The 16730-nt window shown below is 34.5% G+C and carries 14 protein-coding genes; 9 read left to right on the plus strand and 5 right to left on the minus strand.

Translation table 11 applies throughout. The annotated features are described in order from the left end of the window. Positions 1-42: 42 nt before the first annotated feature. On the plus strand, positions 43-603 hold the full coding sequence (locus tag NWE55_RS06595; protein WP_155090728.1) for a 2'-5' RNA ligase family protein: 561 nt from the start codon (positions 43-45) through the stop codon (positions 601-603). A 210-nt stretch (positions 604-813) separates the two neighbouring features. Beyond that, on the plus strand, positions 814-1161 hold the full coding sequence (locus NWE55_RS06600; RefSeq protein ID WP_155090727.1) for a tRNA-binding protein: 348 nt from the start codon (positions 814-816) through the stop codon (positions 1159-1161). Between the two features lie 81 nt (positions 1162-1242). Here NWE55_RS06600 and NWE55_RS06605 read toward each other — a convergent pair whose 3' ends face one another. Next, positions 1243-2895: a hypothetical protein gene (locus tag NWE55_RS06605; RefSeq protein WP_155090726.1), complete on the minus strand. Its 1653-nt coding sequence runs from the start codon at positions 2893-2895 to the stop codon at positions 1243-1245. Between the two features lie 6 nt (positions 2896-2901). Then, positions 2902-4002 (minus strand): DUF2891 domain-containing protein, encoded by a 1101-nt coding sequence (locus tag NWE55_RS06610; protein ID WP_155090725.1) that lies wholly within the window; start codon positions 4000-4002, stop codon positions 2902-2904. A gap of 145 nt (positions 4003-4147) precedes the next feature. On the opposite strand from NWE55_RS06610, the gene NWE55_RS06615 reads away from it, so the two are divergent. The 7 genes from NWE55_RS06615 to NWE55_RS06645 all read left to right on the plus strand — a co-directional run bounded on the left by NWE55_RS06615 (position 4148) and on the right by NWE55_RS06645 (position 11089). Continuing rightward, positions 4148-5653 (plus strand): DUF5074 domain-containing protein, encoded by a 1506-nt coding sequence (locus NWE55_RS06615; RefSeq protein WP_155090724.1) that lies wholly within the window; start codon positions 4148-4150, stop codon positions 5651-5653. A 391-nt stretch (positions 5654-6044) separates the two neighbouring features. Further along, positions 6045-6608 carry a hypothetical protein gene (locus NWE55_RS06620; RefSeq protein WP_155090723.1) on the plus strand — a complete coding sequence of 188 codons (564 nt, stop codon included), beginning with the start codon at positions 6045-6047 and terminating at the stop codon, positions 6606-6608. A 6-nt stretch (positions 6609-6614) separates the two neighbouring features. After that, positions 6615-7094 (plus strand): cytochrome d ubiquinol oxidase subunit II, encoded by a 480-nt coding sequence (locus NWE55_RS06625; protein ID WP_160339033.1) that lies wholly within the window; start codon positions 6615-6617, stop codon positions 7092-7094. Positions 7095-7129: 35 nt separating this feature from the next. Next, on the plus strand, positions 7130-7372 hold the full coding sequence (locus NWE55_RS06630; RefSeq protein ID WP_258204667.1) for a hypothetical protein: 243 nt from the start codon (positions 7130-7132) through the stop codon (positions 7370-7372). A 138-nt stretch (positions 7373-7510) separates the two neighbouring features. Further along, positions 7511-9571, plus strand: a complete 2061-nt coding sequence (gene metG / locus NWE55_RS06635; RefSeq protein ID WP_155090720.1) for a methionine--tRNA ligase — start codon at positions 7511-7513, stop codon at positions 9569-9571. A gap of 198 nt (positions 9572-9769) precedes the next feature. Continuing rightward, positions 9770-10375 carry a hypothetical protein gene (locus NWE55_RS06640; protein ID WP_155090719.1) on the plus strand — a complete coding sequence of 202 codons (606 nt, stop codon included), beginning with the start codon at positions 9770-9772 and terminating at the stop codon, positions 10373-10375. Between the two features lie 15 nt (positions 10376-10390). After that, positions 10391-11089 carry a hypothetical protein gene (locus NWE55_RS06645; protein ID WP_155090718.1) on the plus strand — a complete coding sequence of 233 codons (699 nt, stop codon included), beginning with the start codon at positions 10391-10393 and terminating at the stop codon, positions 11087-11089. A gap of 94 nt (positions 11090-11183) precedes the next feature. Here NWE55_RS06645 and NWE55_RS06650 read toward each other — a convergent pair whose 3' ends face one another. The 3 genes from NWE55_RS06650 to pgi all read right to left on the minus strand — a co-directional run bounded on the left by NWE55_RS06650 (position 11184) and on the right by pgi (position 16728). Continuing rightward, complete coding sequence (locus NWE55_RS06650; protein ID WP_258204668.1) at positions 11184-12134, minus strand: aldo/keto reductase; 951 nt, start codon at positions 12132-12134, stop codon at positions 11184-11186. A 90-nt stretch (positions 12135-12224) separates the two neighbouring features. Continuing rightward, positions 12225-14999 carry a TonB-dependent receptor gene (locus tag NWE55_RS06655; RefSeq protein ID WP_155090716.1) on the minus strand — a complete coding sequence of 925 codons (2775 nt, stop codon included), beginning with the start codon at positions 14997-14999 and terminating at the stop codon, positions 12225-12227. 118 nt (positions 15000-15117) lie between these two features. Further along, positions 15118-16728, minus strand: coding sequence for a glucose-6-phosphate isomerase (gene pgi, locus NWE55_RS06660; RefSeq protein ID WP_155090715.1), 1611 nt, complete (start codon positions 16726-16728; stop codon positions 15118-15120). Positions 16729-16730 lie beyond the last annotated feature (2 nt).

Here is a 16730-nt window from a genome sequence, read left to right on the forward strand (position 1 = left end):
ATTTATCTATTTTTGTCTTTCTAAGTATCGAATAAGCGACGTATGATTAATAAGTATTCCCTCTGTTTTCAACCTGACGAAACAACTATTGACGTAGTCAAACAAATGAAGTTAAAACTCGCTGAGGCAATAGGATGGTACAATAGTAAAAATGCTTTAGCTCACATAACTATTGTTGAATTCAAATCCGATAGTACGGGAATCAATAAGATGGCTGCCTTAGTCGAACAATTATGTGCTACTTACCAACCAGTAAAAGTTACCTTAGATCACTTTGGTCAATATCCCAATGGCGCTTTCTTCTTGGGAGTAGATCCCTTTTCGAAACCAATATTACAGGACTATGCCAAAAATATTCAAGCAAGAATAACAGTCCCTAATTCCTACAAAAATAGTGAACCTCACTTGTCAATCGCTCGGAAATTAAACACTGAAAAGCTATCTATCGCTCAATCTACTTTTGACCAACCAGCCATTTCTTTCATATGTGAACAAGTTGCCCTTCGTCAATTCAACCCTGAACGTGGACAGTACGATATCATCAGTATCTTCCCTTTCTTGAACTTACCATCAAGTGAACCAGAGCAGTTATCCCTATTTTAATTTTTCAAATAGATCAGATAATCGCATTCTTATCCATTATTAGCGAATAACACAAAGCGCTAAATGTCATTGTTTTACAAACAAAAACACCCCTGAAAACATTCCGAAAAAGCGTATAAGTAAGTACTTACTCACCTTGAATTATCATGCAACTGGATAGCAAAAAAACAATTATTTCATTACTTTTGAATTTAATCACAATCAAAAAAAATGGAGAATAACAACAATACATTGACTTGGGACGAGTTTTCGAAAGTAGAGATGAGAGTGGGAACTATTGTAGAAGCAGAAGTATTCACTGAAGTGAGAAACCCTGCCTATAAGCTAATTGTAGACTTTGGGGAAGAAATAGGTAAACGCAAATCATCTGCACAAATTACCAAGCTTTATACAACTGAAGAACTAATTGGCAAACAAGTCGTAGCAGTAGTTAACTTTCCACCAAAACAAATTGCTAACTTAATGAGTGAATGTTTAGTTATGGGAGCAGTAGAAGGCAAAGAAGTTACTTTAATGACAATGGATAAGCCTACAAAGAATGGACTGAGAATAGGATAGATGGATAATTTCCATACAGGATATATCCCCTACATCAAACGAGATAATAAAAGAAAAAGTGATACTTATTCTTTTATTATCTTATCCCTTAAACTTTTTAAAAATAAGTTCTTCGGCAATATTAAATGTACACTTGGCTGTATTTGTTGACGTAAAGTTATCAGACATTCTTGATTTGAAGGCACTGATAAAAGTCTTATTGTCATCTTGATAAAATTCTACCATCGCCTCATAAGCGTAATCCTCTAAACAATGGAGAATCCGGACCTGATAGTGTCCCAGTTTATCCAGTCTTCCGACCTCTCGATAGTGTTTATCACCATACTCAAAAATAGTATAAAAATACTCATTGAAATGACCATCATCAATCTTTAAACTGTCGGTTCTTATGAGATTAAATATATCGTCAAACCTCTTGTCAATAGAGCCTTCAAAAGTATCATAATTGTTATGTACAGGGCTTTTTAGTACACTTCTTCCTTCGATAAAACAGTCAATCAAGTTTTCTTCATTGGGAAAGCCTTGCCCACAGCGTTCTTCAATTTGAATTTCATCAATAAAAACCTCTTTAGCGCGATGCGTAGTAGGATACAAATTCAAATGAAACAAAGGAAAACCATGTTCATCTCTCAATAAATCAATACCATACACATTATTATCACTAATAATAACCCCTGCATTAACCTTATTGATATAACAAGCCATATCATTAGTTACAATACAAGTAACCAATAGTGTTCCTTTAACATACAAACTTCCATATTTGCCTTTGGCATATAACATCTCTCCTCGTACATCTCCGCCAATATAATGTGTATTACCACATAGAAAAGTATTTTGGGCATATAGCTCCTTCATCACGATCAAACTTGGAGCAGCATCTACCTCTCGACTGAATAGAGACGTTTTAACTCTTAAATTACCCAAGAAAATATACCCGAGTGCTATTATATTAAAACCTTCGACAGCATATTGTATGTCTAAGTAATCAACAGTAACATCGTCTTCAGCTACTAAGAAAAATCCATCTTCATTTTCAAAATTAAAACTATCTTCATCAAACAAGAGGCCATCGCCTATCTTAACACTGTTTATCTCTTTCAACAAAGCAAGTCCCTCTCTTGGACTGACAACTTTAAACCATATTCCCTGATGAAAAACACTTTTTATATGATATTCCCTATCGAGATCAAGCGAAGCTTCTTCCCTATTGTTATTGACTAAAGCAGACACGCTATCGTCAAAGTTGACATAGTCATTGAGCAACAAAAGATAGTCATACATAAATACAAACCAAGGGAATGCTTTTTCTTGATAGATCTGGGATTTCTTATCGAGATAATCAGGCGCCTTGTTAATATTGCTATTTTCTTGATAACCGACAAGGACCTCATCAAAAGCTTTGGAAGACACATCAAAGTAAAAGTGAATCTGCTCAAATACTGCTTCGTTCACAGCTAATAAATGACAATAAGAAATAGTGAGATTCAAGATAGAACCTTCTTGATGAAAGTAAAACAAAAAGTTTTGTAACTCTAAACTATCCAGCTCATTGTCATACAATTCACTAAATGAATTTGTAATATCTGCCACGCGATCATCACTTTTTAAATCTAAAAGTTGATTATGGTAAATATCAGCCACTATTGGCAGATTGTAGATTTCCAACAGTGTTTGTACTGATAATAAGCTTTCTTCTCTTTGATTGCCAAACAAATCCTTTAGTACCATCATTCAATCTTATTTGTGCAACAAAGTATACAGTGCAAAGGACCCTAACCAATGGCTCCCCATATAATCGTCACCTGATATATTTTTAAATGCTGAGTCAAAGTGTTTATCAGCTATAGGCAATAACACTTCTGTCAGAGAGGGTACCTGTTTAGCTATATCGTACAAACAAGTAGCTCTACTAAAATTTAGACCATCTAAGTGTACCAGTTGTCCATCTGTACGGTCTGATACTTGAGCCACATCTAAAGAAAAATTACTTTCGAAGATTGAGGGCAAAAATGCTTTTAACCAATGCTCAAACTCTGAAATAGTCAACACTTTACTCATCAGTCTTGCTTCTTCAAAACAAGGAGATAAAAAATCACTGCCACTTGGCTCATAACTAAGGCTACAGTCTATATCTTTTTCATAGAGACGCTTTGAGCTCTCTATGATGACTTGTTCAAACGTAGAGTTGTTTGTATTCCTCGCGTACTCTAAAGCTAATGAAAGTCCAAAGGCAGAATTATTATGTGTCCCTGTACGAATTGGATACAACAATTTAGGTAAGTATTCTTCATAGCGATCTACTAATTTATCCGCCAAAGGTTGTAGTACTCTTGCCCATCTTTGTGCATCTTCATCTTCCCACTGTAGGAGTGCAGAGTGAAGTTCGAAAAACCAAGCCCACCCGTAAGTACGCTCAAAGCTCTTATTGTTTACATCATCGAAAAAAGCAAGCTCTACAGCTAAGTTTTCTTTGGTAATTAATCGATTCAGTCTATTTCGAATTTCCCCATCCTTATCCAATTCGGGAAACTTTTGCATCAGAACAACAATAGACCAAAATCCATGTACAGAGGAGTGCCAGTCGTAACAACCATAGAAGATAGGTCTTAACGTTTTAGGAGTTTTTAAATCGCTATCACTACCCAAAGTCTGCCCCAATCTGTTAGGGTATTCTAACTCAATACAGTGCAAAGGCAATTCTATTATTTTCTGTGCTTCTTCTACCCCTAACTTCGTTGACTTGATATCAGTTATTTCCACTTTTTTCTGTTTCCCTTCCTTTGAATCACAGCCAATCAATCCAAGACATACAAGACCAATCAATCCAATATATTTCATTATAGTATAGTTGTTTAATGTTGCTTAAAAATACACATATTTATAGGATTGAACAGTACAATGAGTGTTTTCTCCTTTTTTTTTGCAATTCTTACTTGTTGAAGCTACATTTGTCACCAAAACTAAATAACTAAAACCACACCAAATGATTAAAATCCCCTATTTAAAAGCTTTTTCGTTGGGTTTATTAACCCTTTCTTTTGCTTGTTCAAGTGATGACACAGCAACGAAAAATGAAGACGGCTTTAAACTAATTCCTCAAGACGAAATTGTGCCATTAATACAACCTTCAGGATTTTATATTGCTAACGAAGATTGGTTTGGGCATGACGGTAGTAACGGAACATTAAACTTCATTGACAAGAATTACAAACCTTTCTATCGCGTTTTTAGAGAGGCGAATCCTGGTAAAAGATTTGGAGTGACAACACAATCTGCCACTACTTATGGAGACTACTACTACTTTGTGTCTAAACAGGGCAATAGACTTGTAGTAACTGACAAAGATCTCAAAGAAGTAAAATCCTTAACAGATATAGGAGGCGATGGTAGAGCCTTTGTAGGAGCTACTGCCAGTAAAGGCTATATCTCAACTTCAGGCGGAATAAGTATTTTTAACATCAATACCCTTGAAGTCGAAGGATCAATTGCTGGGATAGCAACAGAAACTGGAAATATGGCTGTTGCTAATGGATTACTTTTTGCCGTAACTAACAAAAAAGAATTACATATCATTGATGTAGAAACAGACAAACTATTAATTTCCCTACAAGATAATTATACTCAACTAACACTGGATAACAACGGAATACTGTGGTTAGGACACGATAAAGAAATCAAAAGATTAGACACAAAAACCATTGATAAGAATGACTTGGGTAATATAAACATGACAAGTTATGACTTAGGCATTTCTTCCATTAAGGGACAGTGGGGTGCGTGGAATGCTGGTTCTATGACTGTTTCAAATGACGGTGAATTTGTTTATTGGAATTCAAACGGTGGCTCGTGGAATGGTGGAAATAAGATAGCGCAATTAAACACTTCTACGGGAGTAGTTAACCCAGAGTTCTATGACTTAGGCCATGATTCAACGGAAGTAAAATTAGCTTTTTATGGCTCTTCAATGCGAATTGACCCACATACTGACAACCTTGTTTTGACAATCAAAAGAGAGAAATTCGGCTCAGCAGGATCGTATAACTGGGTGCGTATCATAAATCAACAGGGAGGTATCATACAAGACATCTTCCTAAGAGGAGGTACTGAGGAATCATCTTCTTACAATCCGGATGGTGGCTATTTTTGGTTTCCTTCACAAGTTTTATTTGAAGATAACAATGCTCCTCAGATTTTTACAAATCAAGTGATTTTAAAATCCAACAAAGAATTTGCTATCGCCTTGGATCAGTTCCTAATTGATCAAGATTCTCCTTGGGAACTAATCGAGAAAACAGCGAGTAACCTAAGTAATGACTTGGGAACAGTGCGTATTGAAAACAGAGAATTTACGGAAAATGGCAAAACAGTTACCAAAGAAAGCTTGGTTTTCACAACTAATACTAAGATAGGAAAAGCACATTTTACCTTAGAAGCCCTTTCGAATGGTAAAGTTGCTAAAAAAGACATTGAGGTTTGGGTTAGAGAATAATTTAAATCTTGCTAAAGTATCATAATGAGAGCACTGAATGACTATTTCATTCAGTGCTCTTTTCTTTTTGGGTTAAACAAGTTTAACAATTCCCCGATAAAGATGGAAAAAGTGAAACACAATTTCAATTACACAAGCTTTTTCAATAACGGATAACCTAAGGCGGAAATACAAGCTACAAATAGACAGAAAAGATCAGATACTTAAACGGTGTGGATCATCCGTTCCGTTAGCAATTAACCTCAAACGTATACACTCCTAAGAATAGCAGTAATAAAGTTGGATACAGTCATTCTTCAACACCTAAAGCTAAAAGAACCAAGAACTTAAATAACACAAAGTTTTTAACACTCATATTAGTTTTTTTGTAATTTTGATTAAAATTTAAGATATGAAAATAAAATCTTTACTAACTGTATTTACCTTAGTTACGCTATTTACGCTTACTGCATGTAACAATAAAGACATTAGCTCATCGAGAGCCTTTGATACTATCGGGGCCTACCTAAATGAAAAGCCAGAATTTGAAAGCACTACATTAACGCTTGGCAAAAAAAAACTAAGAATGAGAAAAGACAGCCTTCAAATCGAACAATATAAAACGCTTGAAAAAGGTGGGTATTTAGAATTCGAAGATGAGAACTCAAAAAAGAAATGGTTATCTAAAGATAGTATTTGGAATGTAACCATAAAATTGGCAGAAAAAGCTCATCCTTATGTCATTGATCAAAAAAATGATAAGGTAACAGTAAAGACAATACTTTACACACTTGGGGATAGCAGTAACTTACAATTAAACAATAACAGTAAAAAATCTGCAACAGCTTCTGTTATGTTGAATAAGGAGTATACGCCATTTATAGCCTTAGCTAAAGATAAGAATCCTAACACTAAATTCATTACCAAAAAATTTAAACTACGCTATAGCGAGACTACTGGTTGGTCTGTAAACTAATATAAAATGGGAAAGAATATTACAATTCTCGCTTTGGTACAACTCATACTGTCCTATGTTTCAGCTGAACTCATGGGTAGGATGTCGTTCATTGGCAGGCAAGGCATTAACTTTGTTTATACCCAATATACCGTACTTAAAACTCCTTGGAAAACCGCTTTAATTATTTTTTCTATTCAATTAATATTGATTCTGATTCTTGCCATGTTTAAGTTTTTCACGGCGAGATATATTAGTATCACTGTTATAGTCTTTGCTTTATTAGCTGGTTTTGCTGGGGCTTATTATACATTCTTAGATCTTACAACAACATCTCACAAAACAATGGGGACAATGTTTCGCATTGGGAGTTATTTATTTTGGGGTAGTTGGACGATAACATGTTTATTCTTCATGTTTTTACGCAAAAAGAAACTGCCTTTGCATCAGCTCGATATTGTTAACGAAGAGCGAAAAGAAGAACAAGAAGAAAATCCTACTAACTAATTTAGCTATATTGCAACAAACTCAAATTACAATACATGATGTCATACAAAAAATTACTTTTTATTGCCTCAGTATCTCTTGTGACTCTTTCGTGCAATGACAAAAAACAAGAGAGTGGAGATACAACTCAAACTAAAGAGCATTCTGTTAAGCAAGATGATAAAAAAGTTGAAATACCAATGCATGGAACAAATGAAAACAGCTCTTCTTCGTCAAATAAACGATTTGAAGTAAGCAATGATATGAAACAAATGATCCAGCAAGAAAAGAATAAATAACACAAAAGATCTTCCTTACAGAAGATCTTTTTTATTTGCAAATGACGTGTTTAAAGCTAAATAAAATTCATTAATTCCATTCTGAATGCTTATTTTTGCATTCTTATTTAATTCGTTTGAGATTAACAGTAATGATATATGATACAAGATCCTAAAAGATATACGATTACAGCAGCATTACCCTATACAAATGGTCCTATCCATATTGGGCACTTAGCTGGTGTATATGTACCTGCTGATATTTATGCGAGATTTTTGCGACTGCAAGGAAAAGATGTCGCTTTTATATGTGGAAGTGATGAACATGGAGTAGCTATTTCTATGAAAGCGAAAAAAGAAGGAATTACTCCTCAACAAGTAATTGATAAATACAATGGTATTATCAAGCAGTCTTTTATCGATTTTGGTATTTCATTAGACAATTACTCTCGTACTTCATCTTCGATCCACCATCAAACAGCTTCTGAGTTCTTCAAGAAGTTATACAATGAAGGTAAATTCATAGAAGAAGTTACAGAACAATTATATGATGAGAAAGCTGATCAGTTCTTAGCTGACCGTTTCGTAACAGGTACTTGTCCTAAATGTGCTAATGAAGAGGCTTATGGAGATCAATGTGAAAAATGTGGTACTTCATTAAATGCGACAGATTTAATCAATCCTAAATCGACAATCACAGGAACCAAACCAGTCTTAAAGTCAACAAAACACTGGTTCTTACCATTAGACCAATACGATACATTCTTACGTGAGTGGATATTAGAAGGTCATAAAAATGACTGGAAACCTAATGTATACGGACAAGTAAAATCATGGTTAGAAGATGGATTAAAGCCTCGTGCTGTAACTCGTGATTTGGATTGGGGTATCCCTGTACCTGTAGAAGGTGCGGAAGGAAAAGTTCTTTATGTGTGGTTTGACGCTCCTATCGGATACATCTCTTCGACTAAAGAATGGGCTGCAAGAGAAGGCAAAGATTGGGAACCGTATTGGAAATCTGAAGATACGAAGTTAGTACACTTCATCGGTAAAGATAATATTGTATTCCACTGTGTGATATTCCCTGCGATGTTGAAAGCAGAAGGAAGCTATATCTTACCAGATAACGTACCTGCAAATGAGTTCTTAAACTTAGAAGGAAACAAACTATCTACGTCTAAAAACTGGGCAGTATGGCTACACGAGTACTTAGAAGACTTCCCAGGTAAACAAGATGTATTGCGTTATGCCTTGACATCTAATGCTCCTGAGACAAAAGACAACGACTTTACTTGGAAAGACTTCCAAGCAAGAAATAACAATGAGTTAGTAGCTATCTTCGGTAACTTTATTAACCGTGTGGTAGTATTAACAAACAAGTACTATGAAGGAGTAATTCCTCAACCGAATGAGTTCTCTGATGTAGATATTGCTACATTGACAGAATTAAGAGCTTATCCAAATGTTATCGAAAGTTCTGTAGAACGCTATAGATTCAGAGAGGCATTGTCAGAGATGATGAATGTAGCTCGTCTTGGTAATAAGTACTTAGCAGATGAAGAACCATGGAAACTAATCAAAGAGAACCCAGAAAGAGTAAAAACTCAAATGTATGTAGCTTTACAAATAGCTGCTGCACTAAGTACTTTAGCTGAACCGTTCTTACCATTCACTGCTAATAAACTGAAATCTATTCTAAAAATAGATACTCCTATTAAATGGGAGACTATTACTGAAGACAAGGTATTAATTCCTGCAGGACATACTATTGGACAGGCAGAATTACTGTTCGCTAAGATAGAAGATGAAGAAGTACAAAAACAGTTAGACCGATTAGAAGCTTCTAAAAAAGCAAATGCCGCTGCTGCAAAAACAGTAGAGCCTCAAAAAGACATAGCTGTCTATGAAGACTTTGCTAAATTAGACTTGAGAGTTGGTACCATTGTAGAAGCAGAAAAAATGCCTAAAGCAAATAAGCTTTTAGTATTAAAAGTAGATACTGGTATGGATGTTCGTACAATCGTATCAGGAATTGCAGAACACTTTAAACCTGAAGATATCATTGGCAAAAGAGTCACTGTATTAGCAAACCTTGCTCCACGAGCTTTAAGAGGCGTTGAAAGTGAAGGTATGATACTAATGACAGAAGACCAAGATGGTAAATTAGTATTCGTTAATCCTGACGAAGACAAGGTTCAAAACGGAGCAACAATCAATTAAAAGAATTTATTTCTAAATATAAAACGAACAACAATTTAAGTTGTTCGTTTTTTTTTATAAATTAAATTATAATAACTACTTTTAACTTCAATTAAATAAACTATATATACAAATTTAACATTGAAGTTTTTTAAATATATTTTCCTTCTTGCTGTAGGTGTATTTCTTTACTATTTATTAAAGGATACTGCACCTTTTATGTATAAAGTATACAAGGAGTTCTTTTCAACAGAATCAGCTATACCAACAGCTATAAAGAAAATGGTTACTTACAAAAAGTATGAAACGACAATTATTGCAAAAGGGAGAATAGAATCTGATATAACTGTATTTTCGTATCAACCAGAACAGGTTACTTTAAAACTGCAAACAGCTGATCAAGAGGTTTTCGAATATGTAACAGTTAGAGACGGTATAAATTACTATCAATTAGGAGATCAAGTAAACTTATATCGCGATACCAAAACAAGTAAGCAATATATATTCGATTATGATCAGCAAACTGACATACTAATACAACTCGCAGTTATTCAATTAGTTCTTTACTCTATTGGTAAAATGTCCACCTCGTTAAAAGGACGCTATGGAAGTCTTATAATTGTAGGTGTTCAATATATACTTAGACTTCCTACATTTACTTGTCTAATGCTTTTGTTAATATATCTCAATATCGATCTGGCCAATAGGGTAGAAAATGGAGATAGGATACCAATATATTTAGTTACATTCTTTGGAAGTATCCTATACATAGTCTTTATTATTAAGCTTTATCTCTATATCTCAGAAGCTAAAAAAGACAAATAAGCTCATTTCCTAAATATGAAAAAATATATTATCAAGAAGATTCCACTTATTGCGTTAGTTTTATTCTTAATCTTTGTACTATATCCCTATCGTCACTTTCCGATGGCATTTGTCAATATGATTTCTTCTTCAGAAATGCCATTAGGTAAGCATATCATAGCAATTACCTCTTATGACAAATTAAAAGGAACAGTACAAGATATAAAACAAAATAGGAGAGAGATTGAGAAACATATAGGTCTACTCAATGAGAAAGGGGAATACATAAAACACAAAGTAGATTCTAACGAATACGATTTCTACAAAACAGGCAAACAGATAACTTATTACCAAAATCCTTTCAGTCAAGAAACTTATGTCTTTGATTTGGAAACCCAAATATACCTGATAATTCAGATAGGTTTTGGATTGTTAGTTGTTTTTTTCTTAATGTCTAAACTCAGAAAGCTATTAAGTACGAAGTTTAAGTTTATTTATCTATTGTATATCTACTTATTTAAACCACTATTTTACACTCCTTTAGCTGCACTTATCATCTATACTAATATAACCCTTTATCAGTCTGTAACTGAAGAATCCATAGATTATCCCTTGAGTATCGTTATACATATCTTATCTGGTATCGCTTTGATAATCTATTTATATGATATGATCATACTTTTGTACTACTATACGAAAACTAAAAATAAAAGAATAATTAATTCACTTCAGTAGAATATTAGTTTTTAAGAGAATAATAAACAACAAAGGGACACAGTACGCATCCCTTTATTATTTTGCTATCCAATATGGTATTATTCGAAATCACCTAATATTCACTTGCTTTATCTAACAACACTAATTCATCACTTGTTAGCGCAATTTCTAATGCCTTAAACAAACTGTTCAATTGTTTATCAGAAGTAGCACTCACTATGGGAGTACTTATTGTTGGTTGATGTAATTGCCACGCAATCGCTATTTCTGCAATTGTTGCATTATGCTGCTTTGCTACATCCTCGCATTGAGCGATTATGCGAAGTCCCCTTTCATTGATATATCCCTTAACCATTTCTCCTCTCGAACTACCTTCAATATCTTTTAATGATTGGTACTTCCCACTTAAGAAGCCACTCGCTAAGGCAAAATAAGGCATTACAGCCAGCTTATCTTGTGTAACAAAGTCAATATACTCTTGCTCATACTTCTGGCGGTCATAAAGGTTATACAATGGCTGGAGCGCAATATACTCAGACCAGCCTTTATCTCTGGCAATAGAGTTACTACTTTGTATGCGGTCAACCTCCAAGTTAGATGCACCAAGATATCTAACTTTACCTGCTCTTACTAAGTCATTAAAAGCATTCATCGTCTCTTCAACACTTGTACCCAAATCATCGTGATGAGAGAAATACAAATCGATATAGTCTGTGTTTAATCTCTTTAGGGAAGCATCAACACCCTCTATGATCTGTTTTGTTGATAAACCACGTTCAACGCCTTTCATACTTCCTCCTACTTTAGTAGATAGCACAATGTCGTGACGACATTTATTTTGCTTTAACCACTTACCTATTATAGTTTCTGATTCGCCTCCTGAATTTCCTGTTACCCAATGAGAATAATTATTTGCCGTATCTATGAATACCAAGTCATTATCAAAAAGCTGATCTAACATCCGAAATGATTCCCTTTCATCTAATGTCCAACCAAATACATTGCCCCCAAACGACAACCTTGGAACCATTAAGTCCGATTTACCTAATCTATATTTACTCATAATTTACTTATCATTTACCTCTCTAAATTACACAATAAAAAAAGGAGATCATTACTGACCTCCTTTTTTATGATATATTTTGTATAACTCTTAGAAGTTATAACGCAATGTAAAGTTCCAAGCTCTACCGTTTCCGAAGAAAACTTCGTTAGCAGTGTCAACACCTTTCCAGTTGTTACCTGTTGCTTTTGAATCACCTTCGTGAATATTAGTTCTTGAATAAGAAATATAAGTAGTATCAAATACGTTGTTTACGTTTACACGCATAGTAACGCTATTTTGTTTTTCTTTTCCTACTTCCATTTTATAAGATAATCCAGCATCAAATAAATTGAATGCAGGTAACTTAATAGATCCTTTATGTTTTGAAGTACCAAAGTCATTTGGATTAATAGCTGCATAGAATTTATCATTGTAACGGAAGTTACCATCTACTTTTAATCCTGGTAAAATTTCATAAGCTGCTCCTAAATTGAAGATAAACTGTGGTGCATCACCAACTTTAACACCATCTAAGTATAAAGTCTTGTTCATTGGAGCATTTGTATTTGGATCAAGAATTGGTTGATTAGTTCCCTCATCTAAGAAATCTGCAGAAACATTACCTTTATATTGCCAATCTCCCCAAGATAAAGATCCTGTAATATCTAAACGATCAATTGGATTATAAATAAAGTCAAGTTCCATTCCCACGTGTACTTGTTCAATTCCATAAAGGTTAGCATAACCTGGAGTCTGTACACCATCTTTTCCTACACCAAAGATATCTCTTTCAAATACACGTTGAATTCTATCTTTCCAAGATGTGCGGTATAAGTTAAGGTTAGCTCTGAAGTTATCAAGACGCAAACCATACCCTAACTCTAATCCAAAAATCTTTTCATTTTTCAAACTTGGGTTAATATCATTGCTATTATTGATATAAACACCATTGTTCATAAATGGCTGACGAGAGAAGTACCCAGAGTTAACGAACACATTGTGGTTCTCGTTAATATTGTAGTTAAAACCTCCTTTTACACTACCTCCTGAAAGACTTTTCCAAGAAGTTTTATATGTATCAGCACCTTCAGCTTCATTTCTATTATATCTCATATAGTCAATTCTTCTGAACCACTGATTTGAGATAGACCCTTGAACAAACACAGTTAAATTGTCTTTGCTGTACTCTACTTGACCAAATCCACCTAACCATTTAACGTTACCGTCATTGTCATAAGCAACTTTATCTCTTTTACTCCAATCAACCCAAGGATTAGCAGGAGCTTTACTGTTATAAGTAGAAGAAATAACTCTTTGTCCATCAGTTTTGTGTTCAACATCCACATACCCTTGTGCACCTAATAAATCATCTAAAACTTGGAAGTGGTATCCAACATAAGTACGAGCATCAACTCCAATATCAAAATTCCAATTCTCGTTAACTTTAGCGTTTAAGTTCATCACAGTTCCATACCAGTCATGTGAATTTACACTTGTACGACGAACAAAACCATTGTTTTTATCAGAATAATACTCTCCGTTGATACGCTTTTTATCAGCTCCAAAATCTGCTACATGCTTTCCTGAGTTCCAAGCAGCGATATCATCGAAACGAATATTACCGTACATGTCCTTAAACATTGCATCTCTTTGGCTTTTACCGTTGATTTTACCAATTGAACCATTTCCTCCTCCACGGCCCCAAGAACCATAAGCAACAGTATTCAAAGTAAAAATATCATTAATTTTATAATCCCAGTTTAATGAAGCTACTGGTTTGTTATAGAAGTTACGAGCCCAAGAATAACCTTCTCCATTATACGTTCCATAATCAGGATTATATCTTCTATTTGGCTTACCGTCTCCACTATACTTTAAGTAATCTTCAATTGTTGGGTTAGTACTTCTTTGATTGTGCCATTGATTTGCACCTGTAAAAGTAAACTGTACATTGTGTTTACTATCTTTTGATCTATACCCTAAACCTAAGAAATAAGCAACACTTTCGAAATCTGTCCCTTGAACATAACCATCACCTCTTGTATAAGACATCAAGATAGAAGCAGACAATCCGTTATCTAAAATTCCTGTATTATACGAAGCTGATCCTTTGAAATAGTTATCATTACCGATACCAGCAGATAATGAACCTCCTTCTTTCATATCAGACGTTTTTGTCAAGATATTCATTGTACCTCCTACAGAAGAAATAGCAATTTTAGAAGATCCTAATCCACGTTGTACTTGTACTGCTGAAGCCACATCTTGAGCACCAGCCCAGTTAGACCAATACACAGAACCACCTTCCATATCGTTAACAGGCATACCATTAACTAATACAGCAACGTTCTTTTGGTCAAATCCACGGATATTAATTTTAGAATCTCCAAATCCTCCTCCTCCTTGAGAAGCATACACTGATGGAGTAGTGTTTAAAATTTCAGGAAACTCTTGAGAACCAAGTTTTTCTTGAATAACAGAAGCTTTAATTGTAGAAACAGCTACTGGTGTCTTACGGTCTTTTGCTACGTCAGCAACTCCCATAATAACAATGTCCTCAAGCATATTTTCATCTGCGTTTAGAACAATTGTTCCCAAGTTAATTTTATTGTCAGCCCCAACTTTAAAAGGTACTGTTTTTGTTTTAAATCCAATGAAAGAGATCGTAATCTCACCACTGTCTTTTGAAACATTTAGTTCAAAATCTCCATCCATTCCTGTCGATGTACCATTTTGACTACCTTTAACTAATACTGTAGAACCTGGTAAACCTTGTTTAAACTCATGGTCTACTACAATACCTGTTACTTTGTTTTGTGAAAGTGCAGATGCTGATGCGAGTACAACTACGCAAGATAGCATCCAGTTCTTCAAATTTTTCATTGTAAAAGTGTAAGTGATAAATTATTTTTTTCGCAACAAATGTACAAAAACATATAACCTTAATGTTATGTAGACATTAATTTTAACTTTTTACTTCTATTTAGAAAAATTCTAAATCCTAATTCGATAAATAATAGTTGATTAAGAAGCTTGTAGAACAGTCGTGCTCACTGACTTTTTTTGACTTTATCTCCTCCTGAATATTCTTTGCTAAAACTTTTCCATACTCCACGCCAAATTGATCAAAGCTAAAAATGTTCCAAATAATTCCCTGAACAAAAGTCTTGTGTTCATACATTGCAATAATCTGACCTAAAGTTTCAGGGGTCAACTGTTCAAACAAAAAGGTATTTGTTGGCTTATTTCCTTCAAAATCTCTGAAATTCCTCAACATTTCTAATTCGCCTTCTTGCCTTTTTCGACCGCGCTTCCCTTTTAACAAAGCTTCAGTTTGTCCAAAAAAATTAGACATCAATATATCGTGGTTTGTCTTGTCCTTGTCGTGAAATGGTTTTATAAATCCAATAAAGTCAATAGGAACAACCTTCGTACCCTGATGAAATAATTGGAAAAATGCGTGTTGGGCTGTAGCTCCAACTTCTCCCCATATCAAAGTACCTGTTTGATAATTTACAGGCTGACCTTCTCTGGTTTTATCCTTGCCATTGCTCTCCATGATCATCTGCTGTAAGTGAGCAGGCAGACTGCGTAGTAAACTGCTATAAGGCACAATAGCTTCAGTCTCGTATTGATAGAAATTATTATACCATACACTAAGCAATGCCAGAATAACAGGAATATTTTGATCAAAATCAGACTGTCTAAAGTGCGTATCCATTTGATAAGCCCCCTTCAACAATCGCTCATAATTGTCATACCCTAAAGCCAAAGAAATAGAAATACCTACTGAGCTCCATAAAGAAAATCTTCCCCCAATAAAATCCCACATAGGGAAAATATTAGTTTCTTTAATACCAAAAGCAATCGCTTCTTGATTGGCAGAAGTTACAGCAACAAAGTGCTGTTCAACACTCCCTATAATATTTGAATCTAACCAAGCTTTGACATGCTTAGCATTTTCAATTGTTTCTTGCGTAGTAAATGTTTTAGATACAACCAAAACCAAAGTAGTTTCAGCATTTAGTTTTGCCAATAGAGGAAACAAATAATCATCATCTATATTCGATACAAAGTGAACGTTGAGCTGATTACTATAATTATCCAATGCCTCGACAACCATCTTTGGCCCCAAATCAGATCCACCTATACCGATATTTATAACATCTGTTATTGCCTTACCTGTAGCTCCAAGATACCTGCCTGAAATGACATCATTCGAAAATAACTTTATCTTTTCTCTTGTCTTGTAAACCTCTTTTGAAACATCCTCTCCGTCGACAAAAATAGGTTGCTGAGAAAAATCTCTTGATACAGTATGAAGAACCGCCCTATCTTCAGTTACATTAATCTTATCACCCGTAAACAGAGCCTCTATAGACTGTTTTAAATCTACTTCATTAGCTAAATCCAGCAGCAACTTCATTGTTTCTGCAGTCACCTTATTCTTTGAATAATCTAACAACAATGAATTCCATTTTACATGAAAGTCATTAACTCTATCAGCATTTTCAGCAAACAAATGCTGCATCTGTACAAATTCCATCGATTTAAAATGCTCACTTAACTTCTTCCAAGCATCTGTTCTTGATGGATTAACACTTTTCAACATGT

Source organism: Myroides albus (genome assembly GCF_024722315.1).
Taxonomy (GTDB): Bacteria; Bacteroidota; Bacteroidia; order Flavobacteriales; family Flavobacteriaceae; genus Flavobacterium; species Flavobacterium album_A.